Raw genomic sequence first — 20,978 nt, forward strand, 5'->3', positions numbered from 1 at the left:
GGCCGTCACCGGTGCACCCGCTCTCGCCTCGAAGCGCAGGACGCGGACAGCGCATGCATGTCGATCGACATGCCCGGCTCACTTCCACCCTTCTAGCCTGAGCGTCGCCCGTATCAGCCGCTGTTCTTCCTGTTCGATTTCCTGCAGGCTTTCGCGCACGCCGTTGATGTGATCCGCGGCGGCCCGATACGCCTGCTCGGGCAGCTTGCCCGTCACCGCGTTGTAGAGACGCGCGTGCTGCCGGTCGATGCGCTTGCGATGCGGTTGCCGGTGATAAAGATTGTTCACCGACGCGAACACCGAACTCAGCAGCAGCTCCGTCAACGACCGCAACGTGTGCACGAGCACCGGGTTGTGCGACGCCTCGCAGATCGCGAGATGAAACGCGTGATCGAGTCGCGCATGTGTCGCCGGATCGGTTTCGGCGTTGTGCGCGGCGAGCATTTCTTCATAGCGCCGCGTGATCATCATGTAGTCGGCAGGTGTGCCGCGCAATGCGGCGAGCCGCGCCGATTCCGCCTCGAGCATGCCGCGCACTTCGAACAGATCGTAGAGCGTGCGCGGTTGCGACGCGAGCAGGTGCATCAGCGGCGATTGCGGCGGCTGCGCAGTGAGATTCGCGACGAACGAGCCCTTGCCGTGCGCCGTCTCGATGATGCCCCGCGCGCGCAGCAGCTTGAGCCCTTCGCGCAACGCGGTTCTCGATACGCCGAGCTTGTCCGTCAGCCGCCGCTCCGATGGCAGCGCCTGCCCCGACCTCAACACGCCGTCCACGATCAGGCGTTCGATGCGCTCGGCGACCACATCGGCAATCTTGCGATCGGGCTCGTTGACGTCGTTTTCCGTGCTTGAAATCACTGGTATGACCACTTGATAAGCGGGTTTCGCGTGTCCGCCATGATACCGCCGATTTCATCGCAAGGCCGGATTGCACGGCTCCGGCACGGCATTGTCGCCGCGAAAAAACTGGTACGACCACTTGCGGCCTCCATCGACAGCGGAAGGCGAAACGGGAACAATCGGCGGCAATACGGATAAGCGGCGCGTGGAAACCAGTCCCCGCGCTCATGGAGACACCCGATGAGCTATGCCTACGACGAACGGATCGACGGCACGCTTCCCTCGCATGACAAGTCCACGCTGGTCGCCGAGCTTCAACGCCTCGTGCCCGGCATGCAGCTGTTGCACGACAGGGAAGATCTGCGCCCGTTCGAATGCGACGGCCTCTCTGCCTATCGCACGACACCGATGATGGTCGCGCTGCCCGACTCGATCGCGCAGGTGCAAGCGCTGTTGAAATTCGCCGCCGCGCGCAAGGTGCCCGTGATCGCGCGCGGCGCGGGCACGGGTCTGTCGGGCGGCGCGCTGCCGCTCGAAAAGGGCATCCTGCTCGTGATGGCGCGCTTCAACCGCATCCTGCACATCGATCCTGAAGCATCGATCGCGCGCGTGCAGCCCGGCGTGCGCAATCTCGCGATCTCGCAGGCGGCCGCGATTCACGGCCTCTACTACGCGCCCGATCCGTCGTCGCAGATCGCGTGCTCGATCGGCGGCAATGTCGCCGAGAACGCGGGCGGCGTGCACTGCCTGAAATACGGCCTGACGGTGCACAACATCCTGAAGCTCGAAGTGCTGACCATCGACGGCGAGCGTCTGACGATCGGCTCCGAAGCGCTCGACTCGCCGGGTTTCGATCTGCTCGCGCTGTTGACGGGCTCCGAAGGCATGCTCGGCATCGTCACGGAAGTCACGGTGAAGCTGTTGACCAAGCCGCAGAGCGCGAAGGTGCTGCTCGCGAGCTTCGACGACGTGGAGAAAGCAGGCGATGCCGTCGCGCAGATCATCGGCGCGGGCGTGATTCCGGGCGGCCTCGAAATGATGGACAACCTCTCGATTCGCGCCGCCGAAGACTTCATTCACGCGGGCTATCCCGTCGACGCCGAAGCGATCTTGCTGTGCGAACTGGACGGCGCGGAATCCGACGTGCAGGAAGATTGCGATCGCGTCGGCGCGCTGCTGCGCGAAGCGGGCGCCACCGACATCCGCATCGCGAAGGATGAAGCCGAGCGTCAGCGCTTCTGGGCGGGCCGCAAGAATGCGTTCCCTGCCGTGGGCCGCATCTCGCCCGACTACTACTGCATGGACGGCACGATCCCGCGCCGCGAACTGGCGCGCGTGCTGCGCGGCATCGCGGAGCTGTCGAACGAATACGGTCTGCGCGTCGCCAACGTCTTTCATGCGGGCGACGGCAACATGCATCCGCTGATCCTGTTCGATGCGAACGCACCCGGTGAAATGGAGCGCGCCGAAACGCTCGGCGCGAAGATTCTTGAACTGTGTGTCGAAGTGGGCGGCAGCATCACGGGCGAACACGGCGTCGGACGCGAAAAGATCAATCAGATGTGCGTGCAGTTCAGCAGCGAAGAACTCACGCTGTTCCATTCGCTGAAGGCCGCGTTCGATCCCGACGGCTTGCTCAATCCCGGCAAGAACATTCCGACGCTGCATCGCTGCGCCGAATTCGGCGCGATGCACATTCATCACGGCAAACTGCCGTTTCCCGAGCTGGAGCGTTTCTGATGCGACGCGAATTCGATTCAACCGACGATAGCGCGCGCCTCATCGCACAGGTCCAGCGCGCGATCGCGGAGCACACGCCGTTGCGCATTCGCGGCAGCGACAGCAAGCGTTTTCTCGGGCGCGATGTGCAAGGCGAGGAGCTCGACACGCGCACGCATCGCGGCATCGTCGCGTATGACCCGACGGAACTCGTGATCACCGCACGCGCGGGCACGCCGCTCACCGAACTGAACACCGTGCTCGACGACGCGAACCAGATGCTGCCCTGCGAGCCGCCGCTCTTCAACAGCACGGGAACGATCGGCGGCGCGGTTGCGAGCGGGCTTTCTGGGCCGCGCCGTCCGTGGGCGGGCTCGATGCGCGACTTCGTGCTCGGCTGCCGCGTCATCACGGGCGATGGAGACCATCTGCGCTTCGGCGGCCAGGTGATGAAGAACGTCGCGGGCTACGACATGTCGCGTCTGCTCGCGGGCAGTTTCGGTTCGCTCGGCGTGCTGACGGAAGTGTCGCTGAAAGTGCTGCCGAAGCCGCGCGAGCGGCGCACGTTCGCGCTCACGCTCGGCGCTGAGCAAGCGCTGCAGGAATTATCGGCGTGGCGCAAGGCCGCGCTGCCCGTGACGGGCGCGTGCTATTTCGACGGCAAGCTGCATGTGCGGCTCGAAGGCGGCAGCGGATCGGTGAAGTCGGCGGTGGACCGGATCGGCGGTGCAGAAATCGACTGCGCGTTCTGGGATGCTTTGCGCGATCATCGTCTGCCGTTTTTCGACAACGGTACCGACACGAGGCCGCTGTGGCGTCTGTCGCTGCCGAATGCGACGCCGCTGATGCCGCTGCCCGGCGATGTGCTGATCGACTGGGCGGGCGCGCAGCGCTGGCTCAGGAGCGACGCGCAAGCCGCCGACATTCGCCAGCTCGCGCACGCGGCAGGCGGACACGCGACGTGCTTCACGCCGTCGCTGGAGCGCGAGCCGTTTCATCCCCTCGCCGCGCCGCTGCTGCGCTATCAGCATCAACTGAAACGCCGCCTCGATCCGAGCGGCGTGCTGAACCCCGGCCGCCTGTACGCCGACCTTTGAAGCGAACGCAATCATGCAAACGAATCTCGACTCTCACGCGAAAGCGCTGCCCGACGCCGCAGAAGCGGAAAGCATCTTGCGTTCGTGCGTGCATTGCGGCTTCTGCAATGCGACGTGCCCGACCTATCAACTGCTCGGCAACGAACTCGACGGGCCGCGCGGGCGCATCTATCTGATCAAGCAACTGCTCGAAGGCGAGCCCGTCAGCGACAGGACGCAACTGCATCTCGACCGCTGCCTCACGTGCCGCAATTGCGAAACGACGTGTCCATCGGGCGTCACGTATCACCGGCTGCTCGACATCGGACGCGCCGAGCTGGAGCGCCGCGTCGAGCGGCCCGTCGGCGAACGGTTGACGCGCAAGGGCCTGCGCGCGGTGATTCCGCGACCCGCCGTATTCGATGCGCTGCTCAAGACGGGGCGCGCCATACGGCCGCTCTTGCCCGCTACCGCGCAGGCGAAGATTCCGAAGCACGCCGCCGTGCCGGCGAAGCCGCGCCCGGCGCCGCGTCACGCGCGGCGCGTGCTGATGCTCGAAGGCTGCGTGCAGCAATCGCTGTCGCCGAACACCAATGCGGCGGCGGCGCGCGTGCTCGACCGGCTCGGGATCAGCGTGACGCCCATCAGCGAAGTGGGCTGCTGCGGCGCGACCGACTATCACCTGAACGCACAGGACGCGGGACTCGATCGCGCGCGCCGCAACATCGACGCATGGTGGCCCGCGATCGAAGCCGGCGCCGAAGCGATCGTGCAGACGGCGAGCGGCTGCGGCGCCTTCGTGAAGGAATACGGGCACCTGTTGCGCAACGAGCCCGTCTACGCCGCGAAGGCCGCGCGTGTGAGCGCGCTCGCGCGCGATCTCGTCGAAGTGCTGGCGGCGGAGCCGCTCGACGCATTGCAGCCCGCCGACGATGCCGTGGCGGCACGCATCGCGTTTCACTGCCCTTGCACGCTGCAGCATGCGCAGAAGCTCGGCGGCGCGGTGGAAAGCGTGCTCACGCGGCTCGGCTTCGATCTTTCGGCTGTGCCCGACGCGCATCTATGCTGCGGATCGGCGGGCACCTATTCGATCACGCAGCCCGAACTCGCGCAGAAGCTGCGCGACAACAAGATGGCCGCGCTCGAAAGCGGACAGCCCGATATCATCGCGACGGCGAATATCGGCTGCCAGATGCATCTGGATGGCGCGGGCAGAACGCGCGTGCGTCACTGGATCGAGCTGGTGGAGGAAGCGCTCGATGCGTCGAATGCGCGTTCGACGCGCGAAAGCGCGGCGACGGAGCCTGCGTGACAGCCGCCGCTCAGCGAACATGCTGCGCGGCCGCACACGCCGCCGAGCCTGCCTAAGAGGCGCTTAACGCACGGGCAGCTCAGATCCCCGGCGACATCGCGGCAAGCCGCTCGGCCGAAGCGCGCAATCCGCCGAAGATGCGCTCCGCGACGCGCGCCGGGAAGCCATCGGGCAGCGTGGCGGCGACCTTGTCGATGGCGGCGGGCGTGGCCTCGATCAGCCTGCCGATCAGCCGTTCGGCGTCGGGACCGTAGAAGCAGCGCGATGCCATCGCGTTGAAGTTGCGGCGCTGGATGTCCTTCATCAGGTAGTGCCGGTTCTTGCCCGCAACGGCCATCGCGAGCTTCGCCTTATGCCAGGACCACTGATTGCCGGCGTCGCCTTCGACGGGCCAGATCGACATGATGTCGTATAGCGGCGTGAGCGCGTAGCGCCCGCCCGGCAGCAGATGCACGCTGAAGTTCTTCGCGTGGCCATCCGGCGCGGCGAGCATCCAGAATAGAATCTGCGTGGTGAGGAACGTCGCGAGATCGGCGTCGGGCCGCTCGGACTGGCGCAGCACGGCGGCGATGTCGACCATGCCGGGCCCGCCGTCCGCTTCGTACCGCTGATGCGACGGCTTGCCGAGCACCTGGCAAAAATCTTCTTGCGGCAGCCGCAAGATCCATTGCCCCGAAGGATGCAGCCGGCGATCGAAGCGCTCGACGGCCAGCACCTTCTGCTCGCCGAAAGTCAGGATGTCTGCGTTCGGCACGGGCAAACCGAACGCCCTGAAGAGCGCGAGACACAGCCATTCGTTTTCGACGGACGTCGTCCAGTCCGCCTTCTTGTTGCCCACAAGTCCCAGCGGCAGCTTGAAGATGTGCGTGGTAGGCGTTGCGCCATGCGGGCGCATCCACTTTCCGTCGTGCTGGAGAAACGCCGTCTTTTCCTGCGTTCCCGCGAGCGAGATGCGAAAGTCGTCGTGGTCGCCGCCCGCGCCCGGACCGCCCGATGCGACGGTGCGCGCCAGCATCTGTTCGATCTCTTCGTCCGACATCGGCGTGCCGTCGATCCCGTCGTACCCTTCCGGCTGCGCGTCCTCGGGAAGCAGTTGCGCCGCGCCCACGCAGTCGCGTCCGATGGCTTCGAGCAGATCGAAGGCGTCGGTGGTGGCCGTCCTGAAGCGGGTCGCGAGGCGCCGCCGGATCGGCTCGCTGTCGGGCAGCAGGTTGTCGAAGTAGTTGCGCACACGCTCGCCGCGCAACGGCGCATCGTCGATGCCGAACGGCAGCGACAGCGACAGCGGCCGTCCCGTGGACGAAGTCATCCAGCCGCGATCGTACTGAAGCTCCATGTCGCCGCGCGAGGGAATGCGCCACGTGCCGACCCGCAGCCCGTTGGTCCACACCGACAGCGCGCGCGCGTGAGACGGCCGGCCCATGACTACCAGTCCTCCTTCGACGGCTCTGCGCGCGTGGGCCGCGTCTGCGCGACCAGTTCGAGGCCGTACATGGCCAGCAGCGTGAAAAGCTGCGCGGTTGTGATCGAGTCGGGATGGAGTTCCATCGCCGACAGCCGGCTCTGGCTCAAGCCCATGCGCGACGCCGCCTGGGCCTGCGAAAGCCCTTTCGCGCGCCGGGCGGTGCGAAGGATCAGGCCAAGCTGGTGTGGAGTGATCAGCGTGCGTTTCATCGAGGCGGCTTACGGGATACCTGTATGGCAGGTAATTGCATTTTACTCGCAAAACGGGTAATTGCAAGATAACTGTTATACAGGTAAATGACGATTAACTGTTTTACAGGTAATGCGTCGTCATCGCGATTCGCCTCTTGCGCGCGGGCGTCCAGGTGGCAGACAAACAAATCTGTTCTGCGACGAGCCTGATGTGATGGAGCTAGACGAACGAAGGTGGTCTGGCGCCAGGGTCTTATGCGTACGGCTGCCTGCAAATAAATCTGACCTGCGCATCAGCAGTGCTCTGCGCAGTCACGTGCGCTCTCCATAAATGGATCACACAGTCTTGACAAGGGCTGTCTCGTCGGGAACACCTGTGTCCGGTCGCCGGGTGCCCGGCGGCGAATCGGGTTTGGTGCCCAGACCCGTACCACCCGATTGCCGTCGTGCCGCATGGCGCTCGATGATTCTTTGCAGCACACAGAAGACACATAACAATGCGCCGATCACGATGCGCGTCCACCATGAACTGAGCGTGCCATCGAACGTGATCAACGTCTGGATCGTGCCGAGTATGCCGACGCCGAACAACGATCCGATCAGATAGCCGACCCCGCCTGTCAACAAGGTGCCGCCAATCACAGTGGCGGCGATCGCGTCGAGTTCCATGCCCTGCGCCTGGAGCCCGTATCCGGATAGCACGTAAAGCGTAAACACGACCCCTCCCAGCGCTGAACACAGCCCGCTGAGCGCATACACGCCCACCTTCGTGCGCGCGACGGGCAGCCCCATCAACAGCGCTGACCGCTCATTGCCTCCGACCGCATAGACATTCCGGCCGAAGCGCGTGAAGTGCGCGACGTAGACGGAGAACGCGAGCATGGCAATCGCGATAAGCGCACCCGCATTGAGTGACCCGCCGCCAATGGGGACACTCAAACTGGCGATCGCGTGAAAGGTCGGTTCGTTGATCGTGATCGACTGCGTCGTAATGAGGAAGCACGCACCACGCGCGAGGAACATGCCGGCGAGCGTCACGATGAACGGCTGGAGCCTGAAGAAATGGATCAGCGCGCCCATCGCCGCGCCGTACAGCGCACCAAAGACCAGTACGAGCGGCACGATCACCCAGATCGGCCAATGCAGCCGTTCGGCGCCCATCGCACAGAGAACCGTCGTCAATGCAACGACTGCGCCGACAGACAGATCGATACCACCCGACAGGATCACAAACGTCATGCCGATCGCGACGATCAGAAGAAACGCATTGTCGACGAACAGACCCGTGAGCACCTGCATCGAGAAGAAGCCGGTGTACATGACCGAGCCGAATCCGAACAGCGCGGCAAACAACAGGATCGTCACGACGATGGGCAGCGTACGAGGGTCGGCCAGGCGGCCAATGAGCTTGTTCATAACGTCGTCGATCCCGTGGCTGCACCCGACTGCGTGGAAGGGAGGACTCGCCTGATCTGCCTGACCAGCAAGCGGCGAGTTGCTTCTGACTGGATCATGCTGACCACGATCACGACGACGGCTTTGACGACCAGCGTCGCTTCCGGCGGCACGCCGATCGAGTACGTCGTATAGGTAAGCGTCTGGATGATGAGCGCGCCGAGCACGGTGCCGGCAAGGCTGAAGCGTCCGCCGAGCAGCGATGTACCGCCGAGCGTCACCGCCAGGATCGCATCGAGTTCGAGCAGCAAGCCCGCATTGTTGCCATCCGCGCTGCGCACGTTCGAACTCGCGATGATTCCCGCAATCGCCGCCATCGCTCCGCAAAACACATAGACGCTAAACACGATGGCGCCGGAGCGCAGACCGACGAGCCGGGTCGCGACGGGGTTCACGCCTATCGAGCGAATGAAGAGACCGAGTGCCGTGCGATGGATGAGCAGCGCCGTCATCGCGGTCACGGCTATCGCGATCCACACCGAACAGGGCACCGTCGCGATATAACCGTCGCCGAGTTTCAGGTAGCCCGGCGCGCCAATGGGGATGATCTGTCCACTTGTCAGCAGTTGAGCGACGCCGCGCCCCGCGACCATCAGGATGAGCGTGGCGATGATCGGCTGCATGCCGACGAATGCGACGAGCACACCGTTCCAGACGCCTGCGAGCAGGCCGACGCCGAGCGCCGCAAGCAGTGCGACGCCGACGCGCGAAGAGTCCTCCTGCAAAACGATCGCGGCCGCCGCACCCGCAATCGCAACGATGGCGCCGACCGAGATGTCGATGCCGCGTGTCGCGATGACGAGCGTCATGCCGAGCGAGACGATCACGAGCGGCGCCGCGCGGTTCAGGATGTCGATTGGCGCGCCGAACAGATGGCCGTCGAGCAGCGTGATCGAAAGGAAGTTGGCCCGATGCGCAAGGTCGAGCGCAAACAGCAACACGAGCGTCAACGCAGGCCAGACCAGCTGATGGTGAAACCATGTCCTGATCCGATTCATCACTGCCCTCCTGCGATGAGCCGATACACCTGGTCTTCCGACACGCCATCGCCGGCGATCTCCGCGACCTTGCGCCGGTCGCGCAGCACGGCTATCCGGTGACTCACGCGCACGACCTCGCTGACTTCCGACGAAATGAAAAGAATCGCCAGACCTTTCGCGCACAGTGAAAGCACGCGATCCATGATGTCGAACTTTGCCGCGACATCGATGCCGCGCGTGGGTTCATCGAGGATCAACAGCCTGGGTTCGGTGGCGAGCCACCGGGCAAGCAGCACCTTCTGCTGGTTGCCGCCCGAGAGCAGGCCGATGGGTTGCTCCGCATCGCGTGCCTTGATATCGAGCCGTGCGATGTACTCGTCCGCAATCTCGCGCTGGCGCGATGGCCTGATCATGCGCCACCAGCCGCGTCGAGCCTGGAGTGCAAGAACGATGTTCTCGCGAATCGACAGCGCGGCGACGATGCCCTCCTTCTTGCGATCCTCCGGACAATACGCGATGCCATGGCGCACCGCGTGATGCGGCGACGTCAGCTTCACGTTCGCGCCGTCCACCTGCATCGAGCCCGTGTCGGCGCGCTCGGCGCCGAACACGAGCCGCGCCGTCTCCGTACGCCCCGAGCCGAGCAGTCCCGCAAGGCCCACGATCTCGCCTGGCCGTACTTCGAGATCGACGGGATTCATCAGCCCGCGCCGGCCTACGCCGCTCATCGACAGCAGCGGCTCCATATGATTGTCCTCGCGCGCCGCTTCCGACGCGCCTTCCTTGAGCCGCTCGCTCATCCGTTCGTGGCCCGTCATCTTCGCGACCAGCACTTCGACGGGCAAGTCACTTGCCAGATACTCGCCCTCGCGCTCGCCGTTACGCATCACGGTAATGCGATCGGAGACGGCGTAGGTTTGCTCGAGGAAGTGAGTGACGAACAGTATCGCCATCCCCGATGCCTTGAGTCGCCGCAAGACGGAAAACAGTCGCATGACCTCACCGTCGTCGAGGCTCGATGTGGGCTCATCGAGAATCAACACGCGCGCGTCGACCGAGACCGCCCGCGCGATCGCGACCATCTGCTGCACGGCGATCGGATAGGCGTCGAGCGAGCGCGTGACATCGAGGGAAAGATCGAGGTCCGCAAGCACCTTGCGGGCGCGTATATGAATGGTTTTCCAGTCGATCGCACCGTGCTTCATCGGCTGCCGGCCGACGAAGATGTTCTCCGCCACCGACAGGTTCGGGCACAGGTTCACTTCCTGATAGATCGTCTGGATTCCCGCCGCTTCCGCGTCGAGCGGGGCCGCGAAGTGCACGGTCTTTCCGCCTAGCCGGATCTCGCCTCGATCGTGTCCGAGCACGCCAGTCAGCACGTTGATGAGCGTCGATTTGCCCGCACCGTTCTGGCCCATCAGCGTATGGATCTCGCCGGGAAAGAGCCGGAAATTCACCTGCTGCAATGCCTTCACGCCCGGGAACGTCTTGTCGATGCCGGACATTTCGAGGATGGGTGTTGGATTCATGGCCGTTAAGCACCTGAAAAGCGGCCTGCCAGGATGATCATGAACAGGCGGCAGCGGTCCGGATGGCAGCACCGGACCGCGTTGCGAAAGCCGTCAGCTTCGGGCGTCCGTCAGTACTTGCGGCTCGGAAGAGTCTGCGCCGCGACGTTCATCGGGAATACCGTCTCATTCGTCACGATGCGCTTGGGCACCTGCTTGCCTGCGACGACGTCCTTCACGGCCGACATCAGCTGTGGTCCGAGAAGCGGGCTGCATTCGACGTCCACGTTGATCTTGCCGGCGATCATCGCCTCGAAGCCGCCTTTGGTTGCGTCGAACGATACGACGGTCACGTCCTTGCCCGGCTTGATGCCCGCTTCCTCCATGGCCTGGATCGCGCCGAGCGCCATGTCGTCGTTATGTGCGTACACGACGTTGATCTGCTTGCCATATGACTTGGCGAACGCTTCCATGACCTGCTTGCCGCCAGCGAGCGTAAAGTCGCCGCTTTGCGAAGCAATGATCTTGAACTTCGGGTCCTTCTTGACCACTTCCATCAGGCCCGCGTGGCGATCGTTGGCGGGCGCCGATCCGACTGTGCCTTGCAACTCTGCAATGTTGATGGGGCCCGGCTCGTTCTTGTAACGTTCTTCGAGCCACCGGCCGGCTCGCCGTCCTTCCTCCAGAAAGTCAGAGCCAATCATAGTCACATAGAGCGAAGTATCTTTCACGTCGACGGCACGATCGGTGAGGATCACCGGAATGTGCGCCGCCTTAGCTTCGTTCAGCACCGGCTCCCAGCCGGATTCCACGACGGGCGAGAACGCAATGACATTCACCTTTTGCGCGATGAACGAACGGATTGCCCTGATCTGGTTTTCCTGTTTCTGTTGGGCATCGGAGAACTTCAGGTTGATCCCCGCATCCTTTGCAGCGCTTTTCACCGACACGGTATTGGCCGTGCGCCACGCGCTTTCTGCGCCGACCTGTGAAAACCCGAGCGTAATCTGCTTTTCCTGAGCCGATGCGCTGGTACCCGCCGCAAATGTCAGTGCCGTACTGACGAACGCGGCGAACGCAAGCCTGCTGATGAGTCTCATGTTCTGTCTCCTATGTACTAAATCTGTTAGTACTGCCTTCCCGCTTGATACGGGCCGACGTCTCGACGTGGCATAACGACCATCTGCGCGGTCAGAGCGCGTCTGCGAGGCCCTACTTCGCTCGTGTCCTCCTTTACGGATTACTGATTACAAGTGCCCGCGCATGCTGATCCGGAATCTTCGCCGCGCGGGCCCGGTTAAAGTCAAACCGCCCGCTTGCTGCGGCGGAACTGGTCGAACAACACCGCGAGCAGCAGAATGCCGCCGCGAATCAGGTATTGATAGAAAGTGGGCACGTTCATGAGGCTCATCGCGTCCTGGACCGCGCCCATGATCAGCACGCCGACCAGCACGCCCGAAATCGTCGCCACGCCGCCCGTGAGCGACACGCCGCCCAGCACACATGCGGAGATCACGCCGAGTTCGAGGCCCACGGAAGTCTTCGGGTCCCCGAGGCTCATCCGCGATGCGAGCATGACGCCGGCAAAGCCTGTCACGAGACCTTGCAGGACGAACACTGCGACCTTGATGCGCGTGACGGGCAGGCCCGCCAGCAACGCCGCTTCGCTGTTCCCGCCGACCGCGAGTACGTTCTTGCCGAACACGGTCTTCTTGAGCAGAAAGCCGAAAACGGCAAAGCCGATGATGTTGCTCCAGATCGGAAACGAGATTCCGAGGAAAGAGCCGCCGCCGAGATCGAAGAAGCTCTCCTCGGAAATCATCACGGCATCGCCGTTCGAAGTCAGGAACGCGAGGCCGCGCACGGCTTCCATCATCGCAAGCGTGGCGATCAGCGAGTTGATCTTGAAGCGGGCGATCAGCACGCCGTTGACGAGCCCTACGGCTCCGCCCGCCAACACGCCCGCAGCGACACCGAGCAGCACGCTATGCGACTGCGTAATCACGGTCGACGCGACAACACCCGAAAACGCGACGATCGAAGCAACGGAAAGATCGACCTCGCCCAGCGCGAGCACGAACATCATCGTGACCGCGATCGAGCCGATCAGCGTAACCGAGAGCAGAAGGCCCTGGATGTTGCGGGACGTGAGGAAGTCCGGCACCGTTGCGGAAAGCACCGCAAACAGCACCACGAATACCACGACGATGCCCGACCTGTTGATCGTGTCCCATGCGCGTGCGCGCGAAGGCGTGACAGGCGCAGCGGACTGGTTGGCGGCGGAAGTGCCCTGTGATTGCATGGCTTGACTCATCTCTGGTTCATCATTCGAATCGTGAGCGCTGCAGTGCTGCGAGCGCGCACGGCAAATCAGTTGCTTCAGTGCGGCAGCGCCATTCTGATCAGTTCATCAGGCGATGCCTGGGCCTTCGGCACGCAGCCTGCCATGCGCCCTTCGCGCATGACGATGATGCGGTCTGCTACGCCGATCACTTCGGCGAGATCGCTCGACACCATCACTACCGTGCGCCCCGCCTCGGCCAGCTCGTACAGCAGGTTGTAGATCTCGGCACGCGCGCCGACATCGATACCGCGCGTGGGTTCGTCCATCAGAAACACTTCAATGCGTTCGGCGAGCCAGCGCGAGAGGATGACCTTCTGCTGGTTGCCGCCCGAGAGCGTGCCGATCGCTGTTTCGCCGTTGCGCGTCTTGATCGCGAGCTTCTGGATGTAGTCCTGCGCCAGTTCGCGCTCGCGTTTCGGATCGAGCAGGAATCTCGCGGGACTGAAGTGACGGCGCGCGCTGATATTCAGGTTGTCCGCCACCGAGGCGATTGCGACGATGCCTTCCTGCTTGCGGTCCTCGGGACACAGCGCGATGCCGGCGCGCACGGCATCGCGCGGGCTCGCGAAGTTCACGCGCTTGCCGTCGAGCTCGACGTGCCCCGCACTGGCGCGTGTCGCCCCATAGATCAGCTTCATCAGCTCCGAGCGGCCCGCGCCCACGAGCCCGAAGAAACCGACGATCTCGCCGCGCCGTGCCGTGAACGAGATCGGTTCGGCAAGTCCCGGCCCTAGCAGTCCTTTCGCTTCGAGCAAGACATCGCCGGCCTCTCGCGGACGATAGCCGTAGACATCCGAAATCGAACGGCCCACCATCGCGGCGATCAGCCGGTTGCGGTCGAGTTCGGCCACGGATTCGAAGGTCTCGATGCGCTTGCCATCGCGAAACACCGTGACGCGATCGCACAGCTCATCCACCTCGTCCATGCGGTGTGTGACGTAGACGATCGCGCGGCCTTCTGCACGCAGCGCGTTGATGATGCGAAAGAGGTTCTCGGTTTCGCGCGCCGAGAGCGAACTCGTGGGTTCGTCGAAGGCGATCACGCGCGCGTCGCGCATCAGCGCCTTGCCGATCTCGATCATCTGGCGCTGGCCGATCGAGAGGTTCTTGACGGGCGTGCGTGGATCGATGCGCTCGCCGAGACGTTTGAGCTCATCCATCGCACGCTCGACGAGCGCACGCTCGTCGAGCACGCCAAGACGATTGGGGAGTTGTCCGAGCATCAGGTTTTCAGCGACCGTCAGCTCGGGCACGAGATGCAGTTCCTGATAGATGATTGCGATGCCGGCCTCGATCGCGGCCTTCGTCGTCGCGAACCTGTGTTCGACGCCGTTCAGACGCAACGTGCCTTCCTGCGGCTGATTCACACCCGACAGTACCTTGAGCAGCGTGGATTTACCCGCGCCGTTCTCTCCCATCAGGCCGTGCACTTCACCCGCGCGCACTTCCAGCGACACCCTGTCGAGCGCGCGCACACCCGGAAAGCTCACGGTGATCCCGTTAAGTTCCAGATAGGCGCGCTTGCCCTGTTGAGCTTCAGCGTTCGCCGCTTCCGTCGCGTCCGCACAAGTCATGGTTTCAGTCATTGCATCCCTGCTCTTCTTTCGCCTTTACGCTCGACGCGATCGTCAGATACCCAGTTCCGTGCGCACGGCCTGCCAGTTCTCGCGCGTCATCAGCTTGCCGGTGGTCTGGGTGTCCGCGGCCGGTTCTTTGCCGCCGCGAATCCAGTCGATGAGGTTCTGTGCGCTTTGCTTGCCGTGGTTCGTCGAGCTGACAGCGATCGTGCCGAAGAAGCCCGTTGGTTCCTTTTTCTGGAACTCGGCGAACGCCTCACCCGCGCCATTGATGCCGACGCCAATCACGTCCGCTGAAGGGATGTGCAGTTGCTCGGTCGCACGCACGCCACCCAGCACGCTTTCCTCGTTCAGCGCGAAAACCACCCACTTCTTGATGTTCGGATGCTTGGACAACACGGGCGATGCCGCATTGAAGCCGCCTTCGTCGTCAGTGGTCTTTTGCGGCGCGTCGAAGATGTTGTCCTTCTTGAAACCGTTCGCGAGCAGCGTCTGCGTCGCGCCATCCGTGCGCAGCTTCGCAGTCGGCAGTTCGTAGTCGGTGATGCGGATCGCACCCACTTCTTCCGGCTTCCAGCCGCGCTTCTTCATTTCATCGGAGATCGCCTGGCCGACCTGATTGCCGATCTTGAACGCGGACATGCCGAGGTGCGGGACGTCCCCGAGCGGCTTGCCCGACGAGTCGACCAACTGGTCATCGACGGTGACGAACTTCATGCTGTAACGCTTTGCGCGGGCCCGGATAGCCGGTCCGAGACGCACGTCGGGCGCGCAGATCACGAAGCCCTGTGCCCCTTGCGCGCCGAGATTGTCGATCGCGGCGAGCACCTTCTCGCCGTCGGGCGTGCCGATGTTGACGACCGAGAAGTTCTCTTTCTGGCCGAGCGCCGTAGCGGCCTTCTGCTCGTTGATAAACCACGCCTGCTCAGGCATCTTGACGAGAAAGCCGATCTTGGTCGGCGAATCGGCGTGCGCCGCCATGTTCATGCCGAGCGGCGCAATGCACATTGCCGCAAACATCGCACGAAGCGTGAAACGGCGGATTTTGCTGGTCATGTTTCTAGTCTCCTCTGATATGGTCGTTGCTAAGGGTCGATAAAGCGTCTAGCGGCCGAAGGCCTCAACTTCAATCTGCTTGCCAAGCAGGAATGCATCGGCGACGAGGCGCAACGGTCGCACGTCCACGTCGTCGGTGCCGTGCGCGATGAGCCAGTGAAAGCGTTCATAGAGCGCCGCGTACTCGCGCTCTGGTTCGAGCTCGACAGGAACACCCGCGATTGCGAGGCGCTTGCCGCCTTCGCTGATCGAAAGCAGGCCATCCGTCGTTTCGACATCGATCTGCCATTGCTCGACAGGGCCATGACGCCAGTCGAATTCGACGCGCACGGGCGCGCCATCTGCGTCGATGCAGTCGAGTTCCGCAGCGATGGGCGTCGCGCAATCGGCCGGCACATGCAGCGTTGCGCCGCGCAGAAGGACTTCATGCGGCAGGATGCGCGTCACGATCGACAGCGCGTTGATGCCTGGATCGAACACGCCGAGGCCGCCCGGTTCCCAGATCCATTGCTGCCCCGGATGCCAGCGCCGCACGTCCTCCTTCCAGCGCACATGCACCGCGCGGATCGTCCGTTCGGCGAGCCAGCTGCGCGCGGGCTCGACAGCGCTGGCACAGCGGGAATGCCAGGTGGCGAACAGTGTCCGGTTTTGCTTGCGCGCAAATTCAGAAAGCGCGATGACCTCGCTCACGCTCGCGCCCGGCGGCTTTTCCAGCATCACGTGCTTGCCCGCTTCGAGCGCGGCGCGCGCCTGTTCATAGCGGACCTGCGGCGGCGCACACAGTGTGACGGCATCGAGGTCGGGTTCGGCGTCGAGCATTGCGCCGAGATGCGTGTAGTTGCGCGCGTTTTCCAGATGCGCATTTCGGCTCGCGGCCGCGACGAGCGCAAACCCCGCGTTGCCTGCGATCGCCGGCAGATGTTGGTCGCGCGCGATCTTGCCCACGCCGACGATGCCTAATCTGTAGGGTGCGTTCATGCTTTTTATTTGCCCCACTGCAATACAAGCGGATTCAGACGACGCGCGATGTCGATCAGTTCGGCGCGCGTGTCCGGATGCATCGCGGGCAGCGGATGGCGCGGCAGTTCGCACGCAATCACGCCGCCTTCTTTCATCAACGACTTGCAGGCGAGCAGACCCGCCTGGCGGTTCTCGTGATTGATCAGGGGCAGCCACTTCTGATAAAGGTTGAAGGCGTCGTCGATGCGGCCTTCGCGATGCGCCTCGATGATCGGGCGAATGCCGTCCGGAAAACCGCCGCCCGTCATCGAGCCCGTCGCGCCCGCGTTCAGGTCAGCGAGCAGCGTGATGCCTTCCTCGCCGTCCCACGGTCCTTCCACTGCATCGCCACCGAGCCGGATCAGCTCGCGCAGCTTGTTTGCCGCGCCCGGCGTTTCGATCTTGAAGTACGAGACCTCCTCGATCTCGCGCGCCATGCGTGCAAGCAGCGCCGCCGAAAGCACGGTGCCGCTCGCGGGCGCGTCCTGGATCATGATCGGAATGTCGATGGCGTCGGACACGCGCGCGTAGAACTCGTAGATCTGCGACTCGGGCACACGGAAAGTCGCACCGTGATACGGCGGCATCAGCATGACCATGGCCGCGCCCTGCTCCTGCGCGCGCCGGCTGCGCGCGGCCGCCACGTTGGTGCCGTAATGCGTGGTGGTGACGATCACGGGCACGCGGCCCGCGACGTGTTCGAGCACGGTGCGCGTGATGACTTCGCGTTCGTCGTCCGACAGCGAAAACTGCTCCGAGAAGTTCGCGAGAATGCACAGGCCGTCCGAGCCCGCGTCGATCATGAAATCGACAGCGCGCTTCTGGCTGGCCAGATCGAGTTCGCCCGTTTCCGTGAAAGTGGTCGGCACGACGGGGAAGATGCCCCGGTAACGGGGCGTACGGCTCATATTCATGTTGTCAGTCCTGCTTCAAATATTTCGTTGCCCCGCGCGATCGGCGCTCTCACCACGTTCACGATTCGCGACGCGCACTGGCACCCGCGGATCTTCCTGGTCCGCGCTTTAAGGCGTGCGCTGCGTTTCCGGTTTGCCCGCATAGCGCCGGCGCAAGTTGAGCGGATTGGCGTCGCGCAGTGCGTCGGGCAGCAGGTCATCGGCGAGATTCTGGTAGCAGACCGGGCGCAGGAAGCGCTCGATGGCCGCCGTGCCCACCGAGGTGCTGCGGCCATCCGAGGTGGCCGGAAACGGGCCACCGTGAACCATCGCGTCGCAGACTTCGACGCCCGTCGGAAAACCGTTCGCAAGCACACGGCCCGCCTTGCGCTCGATGAGCGGCAGCAGCGAGCGCACGAGTTCGCCGTCGGCGGATTCTGCGTGCAGCGTGATCGTCAGCTGACCTTCGATCTTGCGAAGCACTGCGCGCAACTCGAGCGCATCGGCACATTCCACGAGCACGCTGCTGGGTCCAAAAACTTCTTCGCCGAGCGTCGGGTCCGCGAGCAGGTCCTGTGCGCTCACGCGCAACAGTGCCGCTCGTGCACGGCCGGGCGCTGCGCTACCGCGTGCGAGCGTTGTCACGTGCGGGTGTCGTATCAACCGTTCGATGCCGCGTTCGTAGTTGCGCAGAATGCCCGGCGTCAGCATCACGCCAGCGCTCGCACCGCTGAATTCCCGCGCGGCGTCGGCAGCGAAAGCGTCGAACTCGTTGCCCGAAAGCCCGAGCATCAGGCCGGGATTGGTGCAGAACTGGCCACAGCCCAGCGTCGCCGATGCGGCGAACTCGCGCGCCAGCGTCTCGCCGCGCGCGGCAAGCGCGCCGGGCAGCAGCACGTTTGGATTCACGCTGCTCATTTCGGCATAAACGGGAATCGGCTCGGCGCGCGCCGCTGCGAGCTTCATCAATGCAAGACCGCCTGCCCGCGAGCCCGTGAATCCCACCGCGCGGATTGCCGGATGCTGGACCAGCGCGCTGCCCACTTCGTGGCCCGCGTCGAACAGCAGCGAAAACACGCCCGCAGGCAAACCGGCTGCCGCGACTGCTTCCTGGATTGCGCGGCCCACGAGCTCCGATGTGCCCGGATGCGCGGGATGGGCCTTCACGACGACGGGGCAACCGGCCGCGAGTGCCGAAGCCGTATCGCCGCCCGCAACCGAAAACGCCAGCGGAAAATTGCTCGCGCCGAATACCGCCACAGGACCGACGCCGATGCGCCAGAAGCGCAGATCGGTGCGCGGCGGCTGACGGTCAGGCAATGCGGGTTCGATGCGCGCATCGAGTGCATCGCCGCTGCGCACGAGTGCTGCGAACATGCGCAACTGGTTCGCCGTGCGCGCGCGTTCGCCTTCGAGACGCGCGCGCGGCAGACCGCTTTCTGCCATCGCGCGCTCGATGAGTCGATCGCCGAGTGCTTCGATACGCGCCGCGCAATCGTCGAGGAATTGCGCGCGCTTTTCGGCGTGCAACGCGCGATAGACGTCGAACGCTTCGTCGGCAAGCTCGCAGGCTTCGTCGACGTCGGTGCTCAACGCGCTGTGGAATACGGGTTGCGCAATGGGTTCGCCCGTGGCCGCATCGAGCGCCTGGAAGAGCGCGCCTTCGCCGCGCCTGGCGCGGCCCGCGATCAGCAGCTCACCCGTGAGTTGAATCGTCATGATCTGCCTTGATGCGCGTCAGTGCGAATGGCGCGGCACGGCAGCGCCACGTTTTCCAACGAGGAAATCGAGGTCGCAGCCTTCGTCGGCCTGCAGCACGTGATCGACATAGAGGCGCGCGTAACCGCCCTTGCCCATCTGTTCGGCAACGCCCGGTGCAGCGGCCGGATCGATGTCGGAGAGACGGCGTTTCAGTTCTTCGTCGCTGATGTCGAGATGCAGGCGCCCCGCCTCGCAATCGAGTTCGATCCAGTCGCCGTCGCGCACAGCGGCAAGCGGACCACCCGCCGCCGCTTCCGGCGCGACGTGCAGCACCACCGTGCCATATGCGGTGCCGCTCATGCGCGCGTCGGAGATACGCACCATGTCCTTGACGCCCTGGCGCAGCAGCTTCGGCGGCAAGCCCATGTTGCCGACCTCGGCCATGCCCGGATAGCCTCGCGGTCCGCAGTTCTTCATCACGAGGATCGAGTCCTTGTCGACGTCGAGCGATTCGTCTCCGATCGTTGCCTTGTAGTGATCGAAGTTTTCGAACACCACGGCACGGCCGCGATGCTTGAGCAGCTCCGGTGTAGCCGCCGACGGTTTGAGCACGGCGCCGCGCGGAGCAAGATTGCCGCGCAGGATGCAGATGCCGCCGTCCGCGATGAGCGGTCTGTCCAGCGGACGAATCACCTCGTCGTTGTAGTTGGGCGCCTCGCGTACGTTGTCCCAGATCGACTTGCCGTTGACGGTCAGCGCGCCGGGATGCGGCAGCAGGTTCGCTTCGCCCAGGCGCCGCAGTACGGCCGGCAGACCGCCTGCGTAATAGAACTCCTCCATCAGGAAACGGCCCGACGGCTGCAGATCGACGATGGTCGGCGTGTTGCGGCCGATGCGCATCCAGTCTTCGAGTTCGAGCGGCACGCCGATGCGTCCCGCGATCGCCTTCAGATGGATCACGGCATTGGTCGAGCCGCCGATCGCCGCATTCGTGCGGATCGCGTTCTCGAATGCCTCGCGCGTGAGGATCTTCGAGAGCTTCAGATCTTCGAGCGCCATTTGCACGATACGGATGCCCGACATGTGCGCGAGCACGTAGCGGCGCGCGTCCACAGCCGGAATCGCCGCGTTGTGCGGCAGCGATACGCCGAGCGACTCGGCCATGCAGGCCATCGTCGAAGCCGTGCCCATCGTGTTGCACGTACCCGCCGAGCGGGACATGCCCGCTTCCGCCGACAGGAAATGGTGCAGATCGATCTCACCCGCCTTGAGCGATTCGTGCAGTTGCCACACTGCCGTACCCGAGCCGATGTCCTTGCCTTCGAGCTTGCCATTGAGCATCGGACCGCCCGTCACGACGATCGCGGGCACATCGACGCTCGCCGCGCCCATCAGCAGCGCGGGCGTGGTCTTGTCACAGCCGCACAGCAGCACGACAGCATCGATGGGATTGCCGCGGATCGCTTCTTCCACGTCCATCGACGCGAGATTGCGCGTGAGCATCGCTGAAGGGCGCAGGTTCGATTCGCCGTTCGAGAAAACCGGAAACTCGACAGGGAAACCGCCCGCTTCATAGATGCCGCGCTTGACGTGCTCGGCGAGCTTGCGGAAATGCGCATTGCAGGGCGTAAGTTCCGACCACGTGTTGCAGATGCCGATGATCGGCCGGCCGTCGAATTCGTGATCGGGAATGCCCTGGTTTTTCATCCAGCTTCGATACATGAAGCCGTTCTTGTCAGTGGTGCCGAACCACTGTTGTGACCGCAATTTGGGTTTGGTTGCCGACATCGTCCGTCTTTTAGGTAGGCCAGATTTGCGTGCAGTGTATGAATAAAATTGATAACCTACTAATGAAAAGTTGG

Annotated in this window: 17 protein-coding genes; 3 read left to right on the forward strand and 14 right to left on the reverse strand. The window is 63.9% G+C overall.

Annotation, left to right across the window (positions count from 1 at the left end; translation table 11 throughout):
- Positions 1 to 78: 78 nt before the first annotated feature.
- Entirely contained in the window at positions 79 to 855 is a 777-nt protein-coding gene (gene glcC, locus BMW76_RS21350) for a transcriptional regulator GlcC (protein ID WP_245763306.1), read from the reverse strand.
- Between the two features lie 225 nt (positions 856 to 1,080).
- Here glcC and glcD point away from each other — a divergent pair, with 225 nt between their 5' ends.
- The 3 genes from glcD to glcF are packed head-to-tail and all read left to right on the forward strand — an operon-like array spanning position 1,081 to position 4,947.
- Positions 1,081 to 2,580, forward strand: coding sequence for a glycolate oxidase subunit GlcD (glcD, locus tag BMW76_RS21355; RefSeq protein WP_090868667.1), 1,500 nt, complete (start codon positions 1,081 to 1,083; stop codon positions 2,578 to 2,580).
- Positions 2,580 to 3,656 carry a glycolate oxidase subunit GlcE gene (glcE, locus tag BMW76_RS21360; protein WP_090868669.1) on the forward strand — a complete coding sequence of 359 codons (1,077 nt, stop codon included), beginning with the start codon at positions 2,580 to 2,582 and terminating at the stop codon, positions 3,654 to 3,656. Before glcD ends, glcE begins: the two co-directional genes overlap by 1 nt.
- 13 nt (positions 3,657 to 3,669) lie before the next feature.
- Positions 3,670 to 4,947 carry a glycolate oxidase subunit GlcF gene (gene glcF / locus BMW76_RS21365; protein WP_090868670.1) on the forward strand — a complete coding sequence of 426 codons (1,278 nt, stop codon included), beginning with the start codon at positions 3,670 to 3,672 and terminating at the stop codon, positions 4,945 to 4,947.
- 79 nt (positions 4,948 to 5,026) lie between these two features.
- Here glcF and BMW76_RS21370 read toward each other — a convergent pair whose 3' ends face one another.
- The 13 genes from BMW76_RS21370 to BMW76_RS21430 all read right to left on the reverse strand — a co-directional run bounded on the left by BMW76_RS21370 (position 5,027) and on the right by BMW76_RS21430 (position 20,904).
- A complete protein-coding gene (locus BMW76_RS21370; RefSeq protein WP_090868672.1) occupies positions 5,027 to 6,370 on the reverse strand; it encodes a type II toxin-antitoxin system HipA family toxin in 1,344 nt (447 codons plus the stop codon).
- Positions 6,371 to 6,372: 2 nt separating this feature from the next.
- On the reverse strand, positions 6,373 to 6,621 hold the full coding sequence (locus tag BMW76_RS21375; RefSeq protein ID WP_090868674.1) for a helix-turn-helix domain-containing protein: 249 nt from the start codon (positions 6,619 to 6,621) through the stop codon (positions 6,373 to 6,375).
- A 318-nt stretch (positions 6,622 to 6,939) separates the two neighbouring features.
- Positions 6,940 to 8,019 carry a galactofuranose ABC transporter, permease protein YjfF gene (yjfF, locus tag BMW76_RS21380; RefSeq protein WP_245763296.1) on the reverse strand — a complete coding sequence of 360 codons (1,080 nt, stop codon included), beginning with the start codon at positions 8,017 to 8,019 and terminating at the stop codon, positions 6,940 to 6,942.
- Positions 8,016 to 9,056: an ABC transporter permease gene (locus BMW76_RS21385; RefSeq protein ID WP_090868676.1), complete on the reverse strand. Its 1,041-nt coding sequence runs from the start codon at positions 9,054 to 9,056 to the stop codon at positions 8,016 to 8,018. The genes yjfF and BMW76_RS21385 overlap by 4 nt, the downstream gene beginning before the upstream one ends.
- Positions 9,056 to 10,567 carry a sugar ABC transporter ATP-binding protein gene (locus tag BMW76_RS21390; RefSeq protein WP_090868678.1) on the reverse strand — a complete coding sequence of 504 codons (1,512 nt, stop codon included), beginning with the start codon at positions 10,565 to 10,567 and terminating at the stop codon, positions 9,056 to 9,058. The genes BMW76_RS21385 and BMW76_RS21390 overlap by 1 nt, the downstream gene beginning before the upstream one ends.
- A 110-nt stretch (positions 10,568 to 10,677) precedes the next feature.
- Positions 10,678 to 11,646 carry an ABC transporter substrate-binding protein gene (locus BMW76_RS21395; RefSeq protein ID WP_090868680.1) on the reverse strand — a complete coding sequence of 323 codons (969 nt, stop codon included), beginning with the start codon at positions 11,644 to 11,646 and terminating at the stop codon, positions 10,678 to 10,680.
- A 203-nt stretch (positions 11,647 to 11,849) separates the two neighbouring features.
- A complete protein-coding gene (gene araH / locus BMW76_RS21400) occupies positions 11,850 to 12,860 on the reverse strand; it encodes an L-arabinose ABC transporter permease AraH (RefSeq protein WP_090868682.1) in 1,011 nt (336 codons plus the stop codon).
- 65 nt (positions 12,861 to 12,925) lie between these two features.
- A complete protein-coding gene (araG, locus tag BMW76_RS21405; RefSeq protein WP_090868684.1) occupies positions 12,926 to 14,476 on the reverse strand; it encodes an L-arabinose ABC transporter ATP-binding protein AraG in 1,551 nt (516 codons plus the stop codon).
- 42 nt (positions 14,477 to 14,518) lie between these two features.
- Complete coding sequence (locus tag BMW76_RS21410) at positions 14,519 to 15,523, reverse strand: arabinose ABC transporter substrate-binding protein (RefSeq protein WP_090868686.1); 1,005 nt, start codon at positions 15,521 to 15,523, stop codon at positions 14,519 to 14,521.
- 48 nt (positions 15,524 to 15,571) lie between these two features.
- On the reverse strand, positions 15,572 to 16,501 hold the full coding sequence (locus BMW76_RS21415; protein ID WP_090868688.1) for a Gfo/Idh/MocA family protein: 930 nt from the start codon (positions 16,499 to 16,501) through the stop codon (positions 15,572 to 15,574).
- 5 nt (positions 16,502 to 16,506) lie between these two features.
- A complete protein-coding gene (locus BMW76_RS21420) occupies positions 16,507 to 17,436 on the reverse strand; it encodes a dihydrodipicolinate synthase family protein (protein WP_090868690.1) in 930 nt (309 codons plus the stop codon).
- A gap of 108 nt (positions 17,437 to 17,544) precedes the next feature.
- On the reverse strand, positions 17,545 to 19,128 hold the full coding sequence (locus BMW76_RS21425) for an aldehyde dehydrogenase (NADP(+)) (protein ID WP_090868862.1): 1,584 nt from the start codon (positions 19,126 to 19,128) through the stop codon (positions 17,545 to 17,547).
- A gap of 24 nt (positions 19,129 to 19,152) precedes the next feature.
- Positions 19,153 to 20,904, reverse strand: coding sequence for an IlvD/Edd family dehydratase (locus tag BMW76_RS21430; protein WP_090868692.1), 1,752 nt, complete (start codon positions 20,902 to 20,904; stop codon positions 19,153 to 19,155).
- Positions 20,905 to 20,978 lie beyond the last annotated feature (74 nt).

This window comes from Paraburkholderia diazotrophica, from assembly GCF_900108945.1.
GTDB classification, from domain to species: Bacteria; Pseudomonadota; Gammaproteobacteria; order Burkholderiales; family Burkholderiaceae; genus Paraburkholderia; species Paraburkholderia diazotrophica.

Bases quoted from the DNA above. Each gene is read 5' to 3' on its own strand.
- BMW76_RS21430 (WP_090868692.1), bottom strand. From the start codon at position 20,904: ATGTCGGCAACCAAACCCAAATTGCGGTCACAACAGTGGTTCGGCACC.
- BMW76_RS21385 (WP_090868676.1), bottom strand. From the start codon at position 9,056: ATGAATCGGATCAGGACATGGTTTCACCATCAGCTGGTCTGGCCTGCG.
- BMW76_RS21420 (WP_090868690.1), bottom strand. From the start codon at position 17,436: ATGAATATGAGCCGTACGCCCCGTTACCGGGGCATCTTCCCCGTCGTG.
- glcE (WP_090868669.1), top strand. From the start codon at position 2,580: ATGCGACGCGAATTCGATTCAACCGACGATAGCGCGCGCCTCATCGCA.
- BMW76_RS21415 (WP_090868688.1), bottom strand. From the start codon at position 16,501: ATGAACGCACCCTACAGATTAGGCATCGTCGGCGTGGGCAAGATCGCG.
- BMW76_RS21395 (WP_090868680.1), bottom strand. From the start codon at position 11,646: ATGAGACTCATCAGCAGGCTTGCGTTCGCCGCGTTCGTCAGTACGGCA.
- BMW76_RS21370 (WP_090868672.1), bottom strand. From the start codon at position 6,370: ATGGGCCGGCCGTCTCACGCGCGCGCGCTGTCGGTGTGGACCAACGGG.
- glcF (WP_090868670.1), top strand. From the start codon at position 3,670: ATGCAAACGAATCTCGACTCTCACGCGAAAGCGCTGCCCGACGCCGCA.
- yjfF (WP_245763296.1), bottom strand. From the start codon at position 8,019: ATGAACAAGCTCATTGGCCGCCTGGCCGACCCTCGTACGCTGCCCATC.
- araG (WP_090868684.1), bottom strand. From the start codon at position 14,476: ATGACTGAAACCATGACTTGTGCGGACGCGACGGAAGCGGCGAACGCT.
- BMW76_RS21390 (WP_090868678.1), bottom strand. From the start codon at position 10,567: ATGAATCCAACACCCATCCTCGAAATGTCCGGCATCGACAAGACGTTC.
- BMW76_RS21410 (WP_090868686.1), bottom strand. From the start codon at position 15,523: ATGACCAGCAAAATCCGCCGTTTCACGCTTCGTGCGATGTTTGCGGCA.
- glcD (WP_090868667.1), top strand. From the start codon at position 1,081: ATGAGCTATGCCTACGACGAACGGATCGACGGCACGCTTCCCTCGCAT.
- araH (WP_090868682.1), bottom strand. From the start codon at position 12,860: ATGAGTCAAGCCATGCAATCACAGGGCACTTCCGCCGCCAACCAGTCC.
- BMW76_RS21375 (WP_090868674.1), bottom strand. From the start codon at position 6,621: ATGAAACGCACGCTGATCACTCCACACCAGCTTGGCCTGATCCTTCGC.